The organism is Thermococcus celer Vu 13 = JCM 8558, from assembly GCF_002214365.1.
GTDB lineage: Archaea > Methanobacteriota_B > Thermococci > Thermococcales > Thermococcaceae > Thermococcus > Thermococcus celer.
In genome coordinates this window covers 637,133-652,699 of the sequence record NZ_CP014854.1, presented here as the reverse complement: position 1 = coordinate 652,699, position 15,567 = coordinate 637,133, and the positions used below count along the sequence as shown (strand labels likewise).

The following is a 15,567-nucleotide window of genomic DNA, read 5'->3' as shown; positions in this document are numbered from 1 at the left end:
TGAACTCCCGGGAAAATGAAGAAGAAAGTTTTCAGAAAAATGTCAAAATCATCCCGTGAGTTTCTTGAGGTCCTGAAGAACCTTGTTGTACTTGTCGATGGCCCCCTGACGCCACTCCTGAACGAGCTGATCCTGGAAGTTCCTGTCCTTCACTATCTTGTCGTTGATGCTCTTGGCGTAGTCCTCGGTGAAGGTAACGGTCTTGCCGGTCTCCGGATCCTTGAACTCTATCGGCGCGGTGAGCTCGTCCTTAAGCTGCTCGAACTGTTCTTTGGTTATCTTGCCGTCCTTGTAGGCTTTGACTATGGCCACCCACGCGCTGTGGAGCTGCTGGTTCGGGTCAACTAGGGTTGCCTTGAAGTAGTACTGGAGTGCACTGACGGTCTCAAGGGCGCGCTTGTCGTCGAAGGGGATTCCCTGGGCGCTGGTGGCGTCTTCGTAGGCCTTCTTGAGCGCCGGCCTGGCCTCGCCAAACGTCTGGCCCTCGTACTTGCCCTTGAACACGACGTCTGCGTAAAGTTTGGTCACCTTCATGTCGAATATCTGCGGGTTGATCGGCAACCTGTTGATGTCGGGGCTCATCCATACCGCCTGCCCCTCCGTGAGAACCCAGTAGATGAAGGCCTGTGCGGCCTCGGGGTGCTGTGCCTTGGCGAGCAGTGCTATGGGGTCACCGTTTATGATGCTCTCACCCTTGGGGACAACGTAGAGACAGTCCGGGTTCTGTTGCATGGCGGTGTAACCGTAGAAGTCTATGGTGTTTCCTGCTGCTATCTCACCGTTTATCACGGCGTCCCTGACGGCGTCGCTCGCCATGTAAATCTTGGAGTTGGCCGCTATGAGCGTCATGATGCGCCAGCCCTTGTCCCATCCGAAGGCCTGAAGGATGATCTGGTATATCCTCGTGTTCGAGGTGCTCCTGGTCGGGTCGGCTATGCCGTACTGCGGGGGATCGAGGGCCCACTTCTCGCTGGCGACGTCCTCCCACTTCTCGGGCATCTCGAGGTTCCACTTGGCGAGCTGTTTCTTGTTGACCGTGAAACCGAAGGAGGAAAGCGCGGCCGCTATCCAGTACACCTTATCGCCGTCCTTCCTGATCATGGACATTCCGGCGAGCTCGGTAGGTATTGGGTTGCCGAGGAGACCGAGAACTCTCTGATCCGTTATCGGGGCGAGGTAGTTGGCCTTGTAGAGGTCGTCGAAGAGCGTCGGGCCGCCGCCCCATCCAACGTCGGCGCCTTTCTGGATGTAGCTCGGCCAGAGGCTCTCGGGAACCTTGATGAACTTAAGATCCTTAATGTTGTACTGCTTGGCTATATCGCTCTTGAGGAAGGCCTGCTTCACCATGTACTGGATGGTCGCGTCGTGCCTCGTGATCACAACAAGGGTTATACCCTCGCCCGAGGAACCGGTTGAAGTCCCCGTGGAAGTTCCTCCACCGCCGATGCATCCGCTGGCCACTACGCTGAGTGCAAGAAGAAGGATCACGCCAATTGAAGCCAGCTTTCTCATGTCCATCACCTTCTCAACCTTCGCAAAACGCAATAAAAAATTAATGGTTCAATAGACAAAGAAAGAAGAAAACCGCTCACTTCCTCCTCCTGAGGAGGAGCGGGACGAGGGCGAGTCCAACGAGAGCCGCCGGACCGCAGGTGCTCCCACCGGATTCCTTCTGGACGCTTACAGCCCAGTGGATGAAGTTGCTCACGAACTGCGGGCCGTCGAGCTTGACGCCATGGTACTCAGGAGCCCACATCGGCTCGTATCCACCGTACGGAGTCTCACCGCTGACGATGAGCACGTTCTTCTTGTCCGGGAAGAGCTGAACCGCCATGAGCGGGAACTGGCCGGTGTCCCCGGCGGTATAAGCGTTGGCAGCCGGGTCGGTGTTCTCGACTATCTGACCGTTCTCACTGCTGGTGACTATAACGTAAACGTTCTTAATGCCGGCGTTCGGCTTGAGGGCCTTCCAGTTACCGTTCTCATCGTAGTAGGCGACGACGCCCGGGCCGTGGAAGAGGACCTTTCCACCGTTGGCGAGGTTCTTGGTGAGCATGTCCTTCTCAGGCGTGGCCGAGTCGGGGTTGACGAGGCCAACGACACGGTAGCCCGCTCCGGCGTTGCTGGTGGAGTCCTCAACCGAAGCCTGGTCGATGCGGAGGTTCGCTCCGATGGCGTCGAGGACCGCGTCGGCGAAGTCAATCCTCTGCGGGCCGTCGCCGTAGTCGGAATCGGCGGCAACCCAGAGGATCCTGTTGCCGTCGTTCCACCACTTAACGATGGCCTGGATCTCGTCGGGGCTGAACGCCTGGGTCGGCTGGCCGAAGATGAGGAAGTCGACGTCCTTAATCGCGTCGTAGGTTATCTTGTCGCCGAGCTGCTTGATTCCAAGGGTGTCAGCCTTCTCGGCGGGACCGATGTAGGCCCAGGTGACGTCGCTGATGGTCTTTATCATCCCTTCGGCGAGAACGTTGCCATCCTTGTCTGTTAAAGCTGTCAGTCCCTTGTCGCTCTCCCCGTGGGAGAGGTCAACACCGATCGTCGTGGCGCTTGCCATGGCAAAACCAAAAATCCCAAAGAACACAAACACGGCTATTATCACCGCAGCCTTCTTCATGGTATCACCGGGTTATTTATGCCCTGCGGGGTTATAAATCTTATGAATCCGAACTTTAACAGCTCAGAAAAACTTCCGCAAAGTCCTTAAAGGCTCGTACCGTTCAAGCTTCAGGTGGTGTTGATGGACGTGGAGGAGAAGATCGAGCTCATCAAGAGGAAGCCCACGGAGGAGCTTTTGACGGAGGAGAACCTGAGGCACCTGTTTGAGGTCGGCGTTCCGATGCGGCACTACATCGGGTTCGAGATAAGCGGTTACATTCACCTCGGAACCGGGCTCATGGCGGGGGCGAAGATAGCCGACCTCCAGAAGGCTGGAATCAGGACGAGGATCTTCTTAGCCGACTGGCACAGCTGGATAAACGACAAACTCGGCGGCGACCTCGAGGTAATCCAGAAGGTGGCGCTGAGCTACTTCAAGGAGGGCATGAAGCAGAGCGTAAAGGTCATGGGCGGCGACCCGGAGAAGGTCGAGTTCGTGCTGGCCAGCGAGATACTCGAGAAGGGCGACTACTGGCAGACCGTCATAGACATCTCCAAGAACGTCACCCTCGCGAGGATGATGCGCTCGATAACCATAATGGGCCGCCAGATGGGCGAGGGCATAGACTTCGCCAAGCTCATCTACCCTGCGATGCAGGTCGCGGACATCTACTACCAGGGCGTCACGATAGCCCACGCGGGCATGGACCAGAGGAAGGCCCACGTGATAGCGATAGACGTCGCCCAGAAGCTCAGGTACCACGCCCTCGAGTGGAAGGGCGAGAAGCTCAAGCCGGTGGCGCTGCACCACCACCTCCTCCTCGGCCTTCAGGAGCCGCCGGTGTGGCCCATAGAGAGCGAAGAGCAGTTCAAAGAACTCAAGACCCAGATGAAGATGAGCAAGAGCAAACCCTACTCTGCCGTCTTCATCCACGACTCCCCGAAGGAGATCAAGGAGAAGCTCAGGAAGGCCTTCTGTCCAGCGAGGGAGGTCAACTACAACCCTGTCCTCGACTGGGCCGAGCACATAATCTTCCGCGAGGAGCCGGCGGAGTTTACCGTTCACCGCCCGGCGAAGTTCGGTGGGGACGTCACTTACACAACCATTGAAGAGCTGAAGAGGGACTTCGCGGCCGGAAAGCTCCACCCGCTCGACCTCAAGAACGCCGTTGCCGAGTACCTGATCGACCTCCTCAAACCGGTCAGGGATTACTTCGAGAGGCACCCGGAGCCCCTCGAGCTGATGCGGGAGATAAAGATAACCCGCTGATTTTCCTATCTTCGCTGGTGGAACCGATGCCCGGCGTGGACGAGAAGGACAGGGAGATTCTAAGGATCCTCAGGAAGGAGGGCAGGATAACCCTGACCGAGCTCGGGAGGAGGATAGGCCTCTCCCCGGCGAGTGTGAAGAACAGGATGGAGAAGCTGGAGAAGCTCGGGGCCATTAGGGGTTACTCCGCCGTCGTTGACCCCGCCTTCCTCGACGAGTACGTCCAGGCGTTTCTGGAGCTAAGGCTGGCCATAGACGACCACACCGTCGACCCGATCCTGAGGAGAATCGCGGGCTTCGATGAGGTCCAGGCCATTTACAGGCGCAGCGGGGAGAAACAGATACTGATAAGGGTGAGCTTCCGCGATACCGATGAGATCAAGGCCTTCGCCGGGAGGTTGAAACGACTGTTCGGCAAGAACCTCGAGCGGGTCGAGGTTACCCTCATCATAGACACGTTCAAGGATAACTGGATTTCCCTGGAGAAGCGCGGGTAACGGAGGAAAAGAGATGCTCTTCGTGATTCGACCGGGTAGAAAGAGAAACGAGCTCGAGGCCTTCTTCATCGAGAACGAGCCGGAGAAGCTCTCGGCGATGGGGAACCTCAATGCCGACGCGGTCTACCGCTTCGTAATGCGCGAGGGAAGGCTCTTCAAGGTCCTCGAGGGGAGCCAGTATCGCAATCCCAAGGAGATGGAGAAGCTCCTCAGGGGGGCGAGGATAGTCCTCGTCAACGCCGACGAATGGGAGGACTACTTCAGGAGAAGGCTCCAGAACAGGCGAATCGAGAAGGCCGAGCTCTGCCGCCTCTGCCTCCTCGAGGGGAGGATAACGGTTCTCACGGAGGGCAACCGGATTAAGTACGGGAACGAGTACGTATGCGAGCGCTGTGCGGAGGACGAGCTTAAGAGGGAGCTCCGCTTCAGGTTCAAGAGCACGGCCATGTTTGACCAGGCGAAGAAGCTTCTCAAACGCTTCCGCGACCTCGACAAAGTTCTCTACGCCTTCGACCCCCGCTTCGACCCGACGAAACATCCGGAGGTGACGAAGTGGGACGAGCTGAAGGCCAAGCACGTGCGCGTTGAGAGGATCCGCATCGACGAGCTTCCCCTCCCGGAGAAGTTCAAATCGGTTCTCAAGGCCGAAGGGGTAAACGAGCTCCTCCCGGTTCAGAGTCTCGCGGTGAAGAACGGCCTTCTTGAGGGCGAAAACCTGCTCGTCGTCTCGGCGACGGCGAGCGGCAAGACCCTCATCGGCGAGCTGGCCGGCGTCCCGAAGGCCCTGAGGGGCAAGAAGTTCCTCTTCCTCGTCCCGCTCGTGGCCCTGGCGAATCAGAAGTACGAGGACTTCAAGCGGAGATATTCCAGGCTCGGGCTGAGGGTCGCGATTCGCGTCGGCATGAGCAGGATCAAGACGAGGGACGAGCTCGTGGTGGTCGATACGGGCATAGACGCCGACATCATCGTCGGAACCTACGAGGGTATAGACTACCTGCTGAGGGCGGGCAGGAAAATCGGCAACGTCGGGACGATAGTCATAGACGAGATACACACGCTGGACGACGAGGAGCGCGGGCCGAGGCTTGACGGCCTCATCGCCCGCCTGAGGAAGCTTTACCCGAAAGCCCAGTTTATCGGATTGAGCGCGACCGTCGGGAACCCGGGAGAGCTGGCCCGGGGGCTCGGACTTAAGCCGGTCCTCTACGACGAGAGGCCCGTTGACCTCGAGAGGCACGTCATCATAGCGAGAAACGAGTCCGAGAAGTGGCGCCACATAGCGGTCCTCTGCAGGGCCGAGGCGATGGGGAAGTCGAGGCAGGGCTATAAAGGGCAGACGATAGTCTTCACCTTCTCAAGGAAGAGAACGCACGAGCTGGCCGCTTACCTCACGGGTAAGGGTCTGAAGGCCAAGCCCTACCACTCCGGCCTCCCCTACAAGCAGAGGAAGTTAACCGAGATGGAGTTCCTGGCCCAGCGCCTGGACGTGGTCGTCACGACGGCGGCTTTGGGGGCGGGCGTCGACTTCCCGGCCTCGCAGGTCATCTTCGAGAGCCTCGCTATGGGCAACAAGTGGCTTACGGTTAGGGAGTTCCACCAGATGCTCGGAAGGGCCGGAAGGCCGCTCTATCACGAGAAGGGGAAGGTCTACCTGATAGTCGAGCCCGGGAGAAAGTACTCCGCAGGGATGGACGGTTCCGAGGATGAGGTCGCCTTCAAGCTCCTGACGGCCCCGATAGAGCCTGTGAGCGTCGAGTGGAGCGACGAGCTGGAGCAGGACAATGTCCTGGCCCATTCCTGCGTCTTCGATAGGCTCGACGTCATAGAGGAGGTGCAGGGGAGATGCCTCGGCGCCAACCAGAGCGCGGAGAACGTCCTCCAAAAGCTCGAGGAGTTCGGTTTCGTCCGCCTCAGAAGGCCGGTCGTCGAGGTCACGCCCTACGGAAGGGCCGTCAGCATGAGCTTCCTACTCCCGAAGGAGGCGGCCTTCATAAGAGAGAACCTCGGAAAGAAGCCCGCCCAATGGATAGCGGTTAAGCTCCTCCCCTTCGAGAACCTCTACCTGAGCGGGACGCTCCAGAGGGAGCTTGAAGGGGCGGTGAGAGGGCGGCTGAGCGCCAACGTTTTCTCCCCGAGCTTCGCCTCGATACTCGACGAGTTGGATAAGGTAATTCCGGAGCTGAGCCCCGGCGCGGCTGAGAGGCTCTTCACCCTCTACCAGGATTTCTTCATGTGCCCGGAGGAGGACTGCACCGACCACGCGATGGAGCGGGTTAGCAACCTCGTAATCGAGCTGAGGCGGAGCGGGAGGCACCCCACGCAGATAGCGGAGCACTTCAGGAAGGTCTACGGGCTGATAGTCTACCCGGGCGACGTCTTCACCTGGCTCGACGGGGTCGTGAGGAAGCTGGAGGCCATCGAGAGGATAGCGAGGGTCTTCCGCGTTGCGCAGGCCGAAAAAGAAGCGAGGACCCTCAGGAGGGAGATCGAGGAGGGGAGGGTCAGTATAGAAAACCGAAGAGGAAGAGGGGGACGCGGTTACCCCCGGTGAGGAGGCCCTCGGAGACCACGTAGTCCGGCCTTTGTCCCCTCCCCTTACCGGGGCCACTGACTTCGAAGACTTTCCCATTCACCACGAAGTCGGGTTTTCTCCCTGTTCCGGAACCCTTGGGATAGCAGAGCCCAAGGTGCCGCGCGTGGTTCACGAAGAACTCCTCGCGGAGTGCCCCCAGCTCCACGGAAAAGCCCTTCCTCTCGAAGAATCGCCTGACCGGTACCGTCAGGTAAAGCTTGGGCTCCTTCCGGACGTTACCGCATGGAAGGACCCTGATCACCAGCCCGGCTTTTTCCAGGTCGGAGACGAGCCGCACGGCGAGGGTCTTCGACACCCCGAGGTTCCTGGCTATCTTCGAGTAGTTGACCTCGAAGGGTTTGGACTTCGCTATGAGGTAGAGCAACCTGAAGGCGTCCTCCTCGTACTTGACGTTCACCTCCCTCATGGAGGCCATGTCCTCGAGGATGACCTTCCGGATGGAGTTCTCAAGGGCGTCAAAGAATCCCCCCTCCGGATAAAGAACCCCGCCTCTGAGCATGTACTCCCTCCAGGCGGATGCGTATTCCATGTACAACTCTGTTGCCTCGAACGTGTTCGAGAGGATTTCATCGAGCGATAGTCGGGGGAGGTCGGTTCCCCTCTTTACGTTGAGCCACTCCCTGAAGGACGCCGGGGGAAGTTCCTTAAGAACCACCCTTCTGGACAGGTCGGCCGAGGAATGGACTATATCCACGGCAGAAGAGCCCGAGAAAAAGACCCTGACCCCGTGCTCGTCGTAAAGAGTTTTCAGGTCCTCCTCCCATCCGGCCTTCCTGTGAATCTCGTCGATGAAGACGTTCCTAAAACCCATTCCTGCGAGTTCATTAACGACTTCGTACAGGGAGTAGGGCTTTAAGAGGGTTGAATCCGCCGAAAAATAAACGCTCTTTTCGGTTTCAAACGCCAGCTGGAGGAGGAGCACGGTCTTCCCAACGCCGCGGATTCCCTTTATCCCGACGTAGTACTCCTCGTCTACCCCCTTTAGCTCATCGTAAAGGAACCTCCTCCTCGGGAACCTTGAGGCCCACTTCATGAGCCTCTTGCTCGTTGAGACTATCGACGAAAGAACCCTCTCCTCCATTCCCCCCACCGTATCTCATTGGGCCCAATGCTTGAAAATGTTGTCTTCACGCAAAGACAAAATCGCCGAATTTTGTCTTCATGAAAAGACAAAATCAAAAACAAAAGAATTGGGGACGGGCCTCAAAGCTGAAGAACCAGCTGGGCCGGGTCCCTTATGGCCGGTCCGAGGCCGAGGATGTAAACCGCGAGGTACCAGAACCGCCTCTCCTCCTCATCCGGCACGAGGTATTTGAGGCCGTAGTAGACAACGATGAGTATCACCGTTATCCAGGGGTAGTAGAAGTAGGCCCCGAAGTGGTTCACCAGGATGTTCTCGAGCCAGTGAACCTCGCGGTAGCCGTAGTAGTGGATGGCCACGACGGTGGAGGCTACGTCGAAGTAATGAGCCAGGGTGGGGTAGAGGTAGAGCCTGTCGAAGGGTTTCCACCGGTAGAACGCGAGGACAACGGCGAAGCTCACCGCGGTGTGGAGGAGGGTGAGCGCATAGGGCTCCCAGTTCCTGGCGTGGGTGACCCAGACGTAGATGGCCCAGAGGGCCAGAACCGAGCCCCAGGCAATCGTTACCTTTGGGTACGTTCCCAGTTTTGCGTCGGCCATGATGGCCGGCACTATCAGGAGGAACGCGGTGAAGACTATCCCCGGCGTCAGTATGAGCGGGTTCTCCGGAAGGATCCCGCCATCGACGAGGGCCCTCACCGTCGAGCCGAAGACCACCATCGGCGTAACCGCCAGGAAGAGCCTCTCGTCCACCTTTATCCCGAGAGGTTTGATTATATACTTATATGAGTATATCACTCCCAGCCCGAACAGGAGTGCGTACACGAACGTGTTGACCGCGTTGTAGCCGCTCCTCGTGAACATCGGGTGCCAGAAGTAGGTGTAGAAGAACTCCCAGATCGCCTGCCATATTCCAGTCATGCTTCTCCCCCCGAGTCCCTCATACCCGGGGTTTAAAGGGGTTTCGGGACGGAAAAGCTGATAAGTGGTGAGGTTCTAAAAATGCAACTCCTTTTGTGTGTTCAGGGAGTTCCATGGTTAACCACCTGCAATTAATTTGGGGGTTAAGGATCCTCCTCAACTCTGCCGAAAGTTGATCCCTCAGCGGTGGAATGGAAAAAGGCGTGATGAAAATTATCATCGTGACGATGGAGCCGATGGTTCCGATGATCGCGTCACAAGACTATGGCGGAAATTTCCCGCGCGGTGGGTCCGGTATTTGTGTTCAACCAGGGTAATGCTTTATGCGATGAACCAACATGGGCATACAACTATTCTTTATTGTTAAGATCGTTGATAGAAAATCCATTTAGTTCTTAGCTCTTTTTCCAGAGAACTATTTTGTGTTTCTCTGGGTCTATCACTTTTACGTCTTTTGTTATTCTGTAAAAACATGTTCCTATTTCAAGCATCCCATCTTTCTCTAAACCATCTTTTAAGCCATACATGCTAAATCCTCCTTCTGGAGAAAATACTATACCATCACCATATTTTTGTTTCAGCAAATCCCTTATGTTTTTTGGTAATGGGAAAATGAATTCGCCACCTATTGTACTTAAAGGTGCTTTGTATATGTAAATAGATGAATATGCAGATCTACCCTTATTTATAGCAAGAGAATTTATTCTAGTTGGTATCCCATATGCCTTGAAAGCTAGGTTTAATCCATAATAATAAGTTCCTATTTCTCCGCCGAAATCTCCTCCATTATACCTTACGTATCCATAAGCCGCTTTCACTTTTTCATAATCTGGAAAGATTTTTGTCAGAAATTGATCTACTCCGTTGTGGTTCATGATGTCGTTATACCAATCTTCTTTTTGTTGCTCCGTCCATCTCTCGAATTGTACTCTTAAAGCTATTTTTATTTCCCCCACTTTCGCCCCGACGAACTGCTCGTGCATGTTCGGCAAACCATTATGTCCTCTATCCACTATCCATTGATACCAAGCTAAAAGGTATTGCCATCTACCTTCATTTGTTTTACTTGCATTATCAAGTATTTTATACATTTCTTCTAGTTCATCAACAAGCCTTCTTTGTGCTTCCATACCCCAAACAACGTTGTAAACATCATTGTTTCTTTCGTCTTTATGAGTATGACTCAAATCCGGTACTTGGTTTGGTACATCCCATAAACCAAGCAGTATAAGCTTTCTTTCTGTTATATCCGGATACTGTTTAGCGAATTCTTCTTTATCCCACCATTTAATGTATTGGTATCTCTTGTTTATGCCTTGGTAATAATAATCCCAGAGTTTTTGTATAACATACCACACGTCTTCACTCTCTGGATTGTATATTGCATCTAATTGTTTTTCTGTTAGATTGTTATGGTGTTTATCAGCGTACCTGGGTCCAAATTTATTGTCAAAGAAATTCCACGCAGTCTCTTTTATCAGCATGTTTACAGGTAGGTATAAGTTTTCGTTTTCAACAACATAAGGATTCCTCCTTATGAATTCTACTATCATCCACGTGTCCCGCGGCTTATTGTACCAATATATTTTAATCCAGTGGCGATAGTTATCATGCAATACAATAGGTTGGAAGTCTATTAACTCCGGGTTTTCATCGCTCGCGTTGATGAAGGTTTTCAAAATCGCGTAATCGTGCAACGGCAGATCCTGGCCGGTCACGGCCTTAACGTAGTAGTACAAGGCTCGAACCACTTCCGGTTTAGCGTTATACGTTCCCGTGCTGGATAGGATGTTGAAGTAGAGCCTCGCCTCCCGCGAGGTTTCGGTGTAATTCAGCGCGAGGAAGGCGATGTTGTCCTCGAGGTTCTTACTGCTCTTATTCGCCACGAGGAGGATTTCCCGCGTTAGGTTTTTGCTCACGTCGAACATATGCCTTAAGCCCTCGCTCTGATTGAAGAATTCGAGGAAGAAGTTGTCATCAAGGTTGTTCTCGTTGAGGAAGTAAACGTAAGCGTCCCGTAAGCTCCACTCGATTCTAATGGTTTTTTGGGCAGTGTTGTTGTACTCGTCCGTGGCCGTTACTTTTAACCATGCTTCCTTCGCTTCATCCGGGTTTTCGAGTTTCAGCGTGGTTTTGTAATACTCACCGGTCTTGTTTAGGGTTAGGTTAACGTTATCGTAGGTTAGGCGGGCGGTTTTCACGGTGGAGTCGTCCCTTATCGCGAGTTTTATTGTTATGCTCCCGTTGTCCGGGTTTTTGCTCACGCTCTCCAGGATCACCTCGGGGGGAGCAGTATCCCTTTGCCGGGTCTCCGTGGCTTGCTGGGTTATGGTTGAAGTGGTTGGGTTGGGGTGATGGCCGCTGAGGCAACCGCTCGCGATGATGAGGAGCATGATTAACACGAGTGAAAAGTAACGCTTGAGGGGTTTATCCTTACGCTCTCCAGCGTGACTTTTCCCAATTCCCACCCGCGAAACCATGGACATAATTAAGCCCAAAAGAATATAAAATTAATGCTGAGCTTGAAACACAAATCACCGACGATGGCTTCCCCCTCAGGGCGTTATGTGATATGTATTTATATGGGTTTAATCAACTATGGATCGTTGGTGGATTACCGAATCCACCCGGAAAAGGATGGGCTTTCAAAAGATGGGGGGTGATACGATGCCGTACTGGCACGCGATGTTTTTTGGTATGGGCGCGGTGGCCGTACTCGCCTTTCTCCTGGCGCTCTTCGTAGCGGCGCTGTTCCTCTGGATGGCGGCGAAGCTGATAGGAATCCGCGATGCGTCGATAGGGAGGGCAATGGTGGCGATACTCGGCGGGGGCATCCTCGGGATGATCGTGGGCGCATTGTTCGGGATATTCCTGCATCCCCTCGGGCCGATAATGGCTTTTATCACAGAGCTTTGGGTCATAAAGGTGGTCTTCAACACCGACTGGCTCAGGGCGTTCCTGGCGTGGCTGCTATCAGGGGTAATAGTGGTGCTCGTGCTCTTCATCCTCGTGATCCTGGGCCTCCTCACCTTCGGCGCACTCGGTGCCCTCGCCGGCATCTGACCCCTTCCCCCCTTTTCCTTTTGAACCGCTTGGGTAAGGTATAAATACCCCCAGCGCGCTAAATCGTGTGATAACCATGTTCTTCAAACCGGCGGAGCTCCAATCGAGGGAGGTTAAGCCCTTCGAAGGGTTCCCCTTCGGCCTCGCGGAGGGAAGCTTAGCCGGGGTCATCTTCACAGACGAGCTGGCCGAGACGGTTTTCCTGTACCACCTCGTCGCGAACGCCCTTAAGGATGGTCCAGTCTACCACGTCGGGCCCGGGGCTTCGTTTTCCGTAAAGGTTCTGAAGCGCCTCACCGAGGACGTTTCCAACCTCTACACCGGCAACGTCTACTCCCTCGAGGAGCTCGTTCAGGCTTTAAACCTCGTCGAGGATGGCTCCCTCGTGGTCGCCTCGCCCTTCCCCACGCTCCTCAACCGCTCCGCCGAGACGCTGGTCGAGGTAAGGAAACTGGTCGATGGGAAGGGGCTCGTACTCGTTCTGGGGCACTCCACCATTGACCTCAACGAGCTCGACCTTCCCGGGGAATTCAGGCGCTTCTTCGATGTCCCGGAGCTCTTCGAGGCGCTCGCCGTTCTTAGAACCAGTTCCTACCGCGGCCACCACCGCCTCAACGCGACGGTTCTAAGGGCTCCTCCCGAATACGTTTCGGCGGTGGGCGACCACTCGATCCCGGTGGATTCCCTGGTAAAACCGCTCCTTTAGTCGCCTACCCGTACATGTTGATGTGGCCGAATCCCAGGCCATAGCGGACGTAGAGTGCCAGCCCGAAGAGAACCAGAATAACGGCCATCGCCGCGTAGTCCCTTCTCCGCATCTCGATGTCGTGGAGGAAGGTCCTCTTCTTGGCCGCGCCGAGGCCCCTGCTCTCCAGCGCGATGCTCAGCTCGTGGGCGGTCTTGAGGGACGCGACGAGGAGGGGAATGAGAACCGCACTCATCCGCTTCATCCTCACCAGAAAGTTGCCCTTCTCCATCTCCCAGCCCCTGCTCTTCTGGGCGTCCATTATGTTGCTCGTGAGGGCGTAGAGCGTCGGGATGTAGCGGAGGGAGATGGAGATGGTGAGGCCGAACTCGTAGGGCATGCCGAGCCTCACGAAGCCGAGGATGAGGTCACGCTGGCTCGTGGTCATGAGGAGGAGGAACGTCAGCAGGGCGAAGGTCAGGAGGCGCATGGAGAATGAGACGCCGAAGAGGAGCCCCTGGAGCCGCGGTTTGTAGATTATTGGCCAGAGGACGAGGGTTATGATGACTATTGGGACGAGGGGCTTCAGGAGGTGGAGCATCTCCCCGACCCCGATTTTTCCGAGGGCCCGGCCGACGGCGAACGTGAGGATGAACAGCGCGGTGAGGACGAGCGGGTCGTTGTAGAGCATTATCGCGACTATCCCGAGCAGGGTTCCGAGTATCTTGACCCGCGGGTCAAGGAAGTGCAGGAAGGAGTCCCTATCAACGTAGATGGGGTAAATCATCGCGAACCACCCAGAAGGGCTTTTACAACCTCTGGAACACTTCTGACGAACCCTATCCCGAGTTTCTCGCTTATCCTTAGGAGCTCGGGCTTTTCAAGACCGTAGTCGTGGAGGTCAATGGAGAAGAACTCCTCGGTGGGGCCGTCGAAGACCTTTCTGCCCTCCTGAAGCAGGACGACGCGCTCGGCGAGCTCGAGGACGAGGTCCATGTCGTGGGTTATCAGGAGGACCCCATGACCCGCCTCCCTGAGTTCCCGTATAACCTTGATAACCCCCGCGGCGTTTCTTGCGTCCAGCCCCGTCGTTGGTTCGTCGAGGATGAGGTACTTCGGTTTCATAGCTAAGACGCAGGCTATAGCCAGCCTCTGCTTCTCGCCGCCGCTGAGGGAGTAGGGCACCCTATCCTCGTAGCCCTCGAGGTTCACGACGCGGAGGGCCCACTTCACCCTCTTTTCTATCTCCTCCTCGCTCAGTTCGAGGTTCCTCGGCCCGAAGGCGACCTCCCTGAAGACGTTCTCCTCGAAGAACATGTGCTCCGGGTTCTGGAAGACGTAGCCAACGACCCTCGACAGCTCCGCCACCGTGTGCTCCCTCGTGTCCATCCCGTCGACGGTGACCCTTCCCCTCGTGGGCTTCAGGAGGCCGTTGAAGTGCTTCGCCAGCGTGGTCTTCCCGCTCCCGTTCTGGCCCACTAAGGCCACTATCTCCTCGCCCATCTCGAAGTCCACGCCCTTCAGCGCCTCTCTCCCGTTCTCGTAGGTGTGCCAGACGTTCTCGGCCCTCAGCATCGTCTTCCACTTTCAGCTAAAACGTTTTAAAGGTTAACCCGGGTGCCCTAACGGTGGTGGAATGAACGCGCGCGACGTGGCTTTCGCCGGTCTCTTCGCGGCTTTGACGGCCGTGGGGGCCCAAATTAGTATCCCGATAGGGCCAGTCCCCGTTACCCTCCAGGTCTTCTTCGTCCTCCTCAGCGGCCTCCTCCTCGGGGCGAGGCTCGGTTTTCTGAGCCAGCTGGCCTACGTCCTCACGGGCGCTCTCGGAATTCCCGTCTTCGCCAACTTCCACGGCGGGCTGGCGGCCATCTACGGGCCGACGGGAGGTTACATACTCGCCTTTCCGCTGGCGGCCCTTTTAGCAGGTTACCTGAGCGAGAGGTATCGGAGCCTCACCGGAATGGCCATCGGCTCGCTCGTCGGGATAGCGGTCGTCTACCTCCTCGGCTGGCTGAGGCTCGGCCTCTTCCTCGGAGGAGACTTTCACAAGGCGTTCCTCCTCGGGGTGGCGCCTTTCGTCCCGGTTGACCTGGTGAAGGCAGCCCTCGCGGTTCTCACCGCGTACAGGGTGCGAAAAGCGGTGGATCTGGGGTGATTATCTGTCGTTTCTCCTCTTCAATTATCCCGTCGGCATCATTTCAGCTTTTTGAGGGTCTCCTCCGCGAACCCGACGTCGATGGGGCTCTTGACCCTGAAGAAGCTCAGCGTGACCTTCGGGTTCCTCTTCGCCAGCTCCTCGACGGGGAGAGGCTCGTAATCGAGGAACTCCGTGATCCGGGAGAGGCTCCTGTAACCCTCGGCGAGGGCGGCACTTACCGCATCCCTCAGCGCGTCGGGCTCGTAGATGGCGTGGGTGACCTCGGCCGTCCCGTCCTTCCACAGGGGTATCAACGCCTCTGGCTCTCCCTCGTAGAAGAGTCCAACCATGTAGTTGACGAGGAAGGGCATTATCAGGGACATGTTTCCCTCCGCCAGGAAGAAGGGCCCGTCCGGGAGGGCCCTGAGGAGCGCCTCCATCTTGCCCCCCGCCGTGACGGGAACGGGATTCGAGACGTGGAGCGAGTATGTCTTCAGTCTGTCTCTCCTGACCACGGTGATCACCCCGTCGATCCTCTTGCTCAGCGAGAGCCTTCTCTCGGTGATCCTAACGACGGGCTCATCGAGGACTGGAACCGTGTAGTTCTCCCACCGCTTTTCAGGGAAGGCGAGGATTACCCCGAGCATGGGGCCGGGTTCGAGAGGGGGTTTAAAAATGCTCTCCTCGCCCCTCCAAATCTGGCCTCCAGAGTTTTGAATGGAA

The 15,567-nt window shown here is 56.2% G+C and carries 14 protein-coding genes; 6 read left to right on the top strand and 8 right to left on the bottom strand.

The genetic code is table 11. The features are described from left to right. Nucleotides 1–48: 48 nt before the first annotated feature. Both A3L02_RS03610 and A3L02_RS03605 read right to left on the bottom strand, forming a co-directional pair. Nucleotides 49–1,512, bottom strand: a complete 1,464-nt coding sequence (locus tag A3L02_RS03610; RefSeq protein WP_088862664.1) for an ABC transporter substrate-binding protein — start codon at nt 1,510–1,512, stop codon at nt 49–51. 76 nt (nt 1,513–1,588) lie between these two features. Next, nucleotides 1,589–2,617: a CGP-CTERM sorting domain-containing protein gene (locus tag A3L02_RS03605; protein WP_088862663.1), complete on the bottom strand. Its 1,029-nt coding sequence runs from the start codon at nt 2,615–2,617 to the stop codon at nt 1,589–1,591. Nucleotides 2,618–2,740: 123 nt separating this feature from the next. On the opposite strand from A3L02_RS03605, the gene A3L02_RS03600 reads away from it, so the two are divergent. Genes A3L02_RS03600 through A3L02_RS03590 form a run of 3 tightly spaced genes read left to right on the top strand, consistent with a single transcriptional unit; the run spans nt 2,741 to nt 6,916 of the window. Further along, a complete protein-coding gene (locus A3L02_RS03600) occupies nt 2,741–3,868 on the top strand; it encodes a tyrosine--tRNA ligase (protein WP_088862662.1) in 1,128 nt (375 codons plus the stop codon). 26 nt (nt 3,869–3,894) lie between these two features. Next, entirely contained in the window at nt 3,895–4,365 is a 471-nt protein-coding gene (locus A3L02_RS03595; protein WP_088862661.1) for an Lrp/AsnC family transcriptional regulator, read from the top strand. Between the two features lie 13 nt (nt 4,366–4,378). Further along, complete coding sequence (locus A3L02_RS03590) at nt 4,379–6,916, top strand: DEAD/DEAH box helicase (RefSeq protein WP_088862660.1); 2,538 nt, start codon at nt 4,379–4,381, stop codon at nt 6,914–6,916. Here A3L02_RS03590 and A3L02_RS03585 read toward each other — a convergent pair. The 3 genes from A3L02_RS03585 to A3L02_RS03575 form a co-directional block, all read right to left on the bottom strand. Further along, nucleotides 6,867–8,039: an ATP-binding protein gene (locus A3L02_RS03585; RefSeq protein ID WP_088862659.1), complete on the bottom strand. Its 1,173-nt coding sequence runs from the start codon at nt 8,037–8,039 to the stop codon at nt 6,867–6,869. The genes A3L02_RS03590 and A3L02_RS03585 overlap by 50 nt on opposite strands. Nucleotides 8,040–8,161: 122 nt before the next feature. Beyond that, entirely contained in the window at nt 8,162–8,959 is a 798-nt protein-coding gene (locus A3L02_RS03580; RefSeq protein WP_088862658.1) for a DUF63 family protein, read from the bottom strand. A gap of 395 nt (nt 8,960–9,354) precedes the next feature. Next, nucleotides 9,355–11,439, bottom strand: coding sequence for an Ig-like domain-containing protein (locus A3L02_RS03575; RefSeq protein ID WP_157895729.1), 2,085 nt, complete (start codon nt 11,437–11,439; stop codon nt 9,355–9,357). A gap of 187 nt (nt 11,440–11,626) precedes the next feature. On the opposite strand from A3L02_RS03575, the gene A3L02_RS03570 reads away from it, so the two are divergent. Further along, nucleotides 11,627–12,022 (top strand): hypothetical protein, encoded by a 396-nt coding sequence (locus A3L02_RS03570; RefSeq protein WP_088862656.1) that lies wholly within the window; start codon nt 11,627–11,629, stop codon nt 12,020–12,022. A 76-nt stretch (nt 12,023–12,098) separates the two neighbouring features. Further along, nucleotides 12,099–12,728 carry a hypothetical protein gene (locus tag A3L02_RS03565; protein ID WP_088862655.1) on the top strand — a complete coding sequence of 210 codons (630 nt, stop codon included), beginning with the start codon at nt 12,099–12,101 and terminating at the stop codon, nt 12,726–12,728. Nucleotides 12,729–12,732: 4 nt separating this feature from the next. Here A3L02_RS03565 and A3L02_RS03560 read toward each other — a convergent pair whose 3' ends face one another. Both A3L02_RS03560 and A3L02_RS03555 read right to left on the bottom strand, forming a co-directional pair. Beyond that, complete coding sequence (locus tag A3L02_RS03560; RefSeq protein WP_088862654.1) at nt 12,733–13,494, bottom strand: energy-coupling factor transporter transmembrane component T family protein; 762 nt, start codon at nt 13,492–13,494, stop codon at nt 12,733–12,735. Next, entirely contained in the window at nt 13,491–14,282 is a 792-nt protein-coding gene (locus A3L02_RS03555; RefSeq protein WP_088862653.1) for an energy-coupling factor ABC transporter ATP-binding protein, read from the bottom strand. Before A3L02_RS03555 ends, A3L02_RS03560 begins: the two co-directional genes overlap by 4 nt. Nucleotides 14,283–14,343: 61 nt before the next feature. Here A3L02_RS03555 and A3L02_RS03550 point away from each other — a divergent pair, with 61 nt between their 5' ends. Further along, nucleotides 14,344–14,862 carry a biotin transporter BioY gene (locus A3L02_RS03550; protein WP_088862652.1) on the top strand — a complete coding sequence of 173 codons (519 nt, stop codon included), beginning with the start codon at nt 14,344–14,346 and terminating at the stop codon, nt 14,860–14,862. A gap of 38 nt (nt 14,863–14,900) precedes the next feature. On the opposite strand, the gene mobA is transcribed toward A3L02_RS03550, so the two are convergent. Continuing rightward, entirely contained in the window at nt 14,901–15,491 is a 591-nt protein-coding gene (mobA, locus tag A3L02_RS03545; RefSeq protein WP_088862651.1) for a molybdenum cofactor guanylyltransferase, read from the bottom strand. Nucleotides 15,492–15,567: the final 76 nt, after the last annotated feature.

Excerpts from the sequence above, each read along its gene's own strand:
- A3L02_RS03555 (WP_088862653.1), bottom strand. The coding sequence starts at position 14,282 with ATGCTGAGGGCCGAGAACGTCTGGCACACCTACGAGAACGGGAGAGAG.
- A3L02_RS03560 (WP_088862654.1), bottom strand. The coding sequence starts at position 13,494 with ATGATTTACCCCATCTACGTTGATAGGGACTCCTTCCTGCACTTCCTT.
- A3L02_RS03565 (WP_088862655.1), top strand. The coding sequence starts at position 12,099 with ATGTTCTTCAAACCGGCGGAGCTCCAATCGAGGGAGGTTAAGCCCTTC.
- A3L02_RS03585 (WP_088862659.1), bottom strand. The coding sequence starts at position 8,039 with ATGGAGGAGAGGGTTCTTTCGTCGATAGTCTCAACGAGCAAGAGGCTC.
- A3L02_RS03570 (WP_088862656.1), top strand. The coding sequence starts at position 11,627 with ATGCCGTACTGGCACGCGATGTTTTTTGGTATGGGCGCGGTGGCCGTA.
- A3L02_RS03575 (WP_157895729.1), bottom strand. The coding sequence starts at position 11,439 with ATGGTTTCGCGGGTGGGAATTGGGAAAAGTCACGCTGGAGAGCGTAAG.
- A3L02_RS03605 (WP_088862663.1), bottom strand. The coding sequence starts at position 2,617 with ATGAAGAAGGCTGCGGTGATAATAGCCGTGTTTGTGTTCTTTGGGATT.
- mobA (WP_088862651.1), bottom strand. The coding sequence starts at position 15,491 with ATGCTCGGGGTAATCCTCGCCTTCCCTGAAAAGCGGTGGGAGAACTAC.
- A3L02_RS03610 (WP_088862664.1), bottom strand. The coding sequence starts at position 1,512 with ATGAGAAAGCTGGCTTCAATTGGCGTGATCCTTCTTCTTGCACTCAGC.
- A3L02_RS03590 (WP_088862660.1), top strand. The coding sequence starts at position 4,379 with ATGCTCTTCGTGATTCGACCGGGTAGAAAGAGAAACGAGCTCGAGGCC.
- A3L02_RS03595 (WP_088862661.1), top strand. The coding sequence starts at position 3,895 with ATGCCCGGCGTGGACGAGAAGGACAGGGAGATTCTAAGGATCCTCAGG.
- A3L02_RS03600 (WP_088862662.1), top strand. The coding sequence starts at position 2,741 with ATGGACGTGGAGGAGAAGATCGAGCTCATCAAGAGGAAGCCCACGGAG.
- A3L02_RS03580 (WP_088862658.1), bottom strand. The coding sequence starts at position 8,959 with ATGACTGGAATATGGCAGGCGATCTGGGAGTTCTTCTACACCTACTTC.
- A3L02_RS03550 (WP_088862652.1), top strand. The coding sequence starts at position 14,344 with ATGAACGCGCGCGACGTGGCTTTCGCCGGTCTCTTCGCGGCTTTGACG.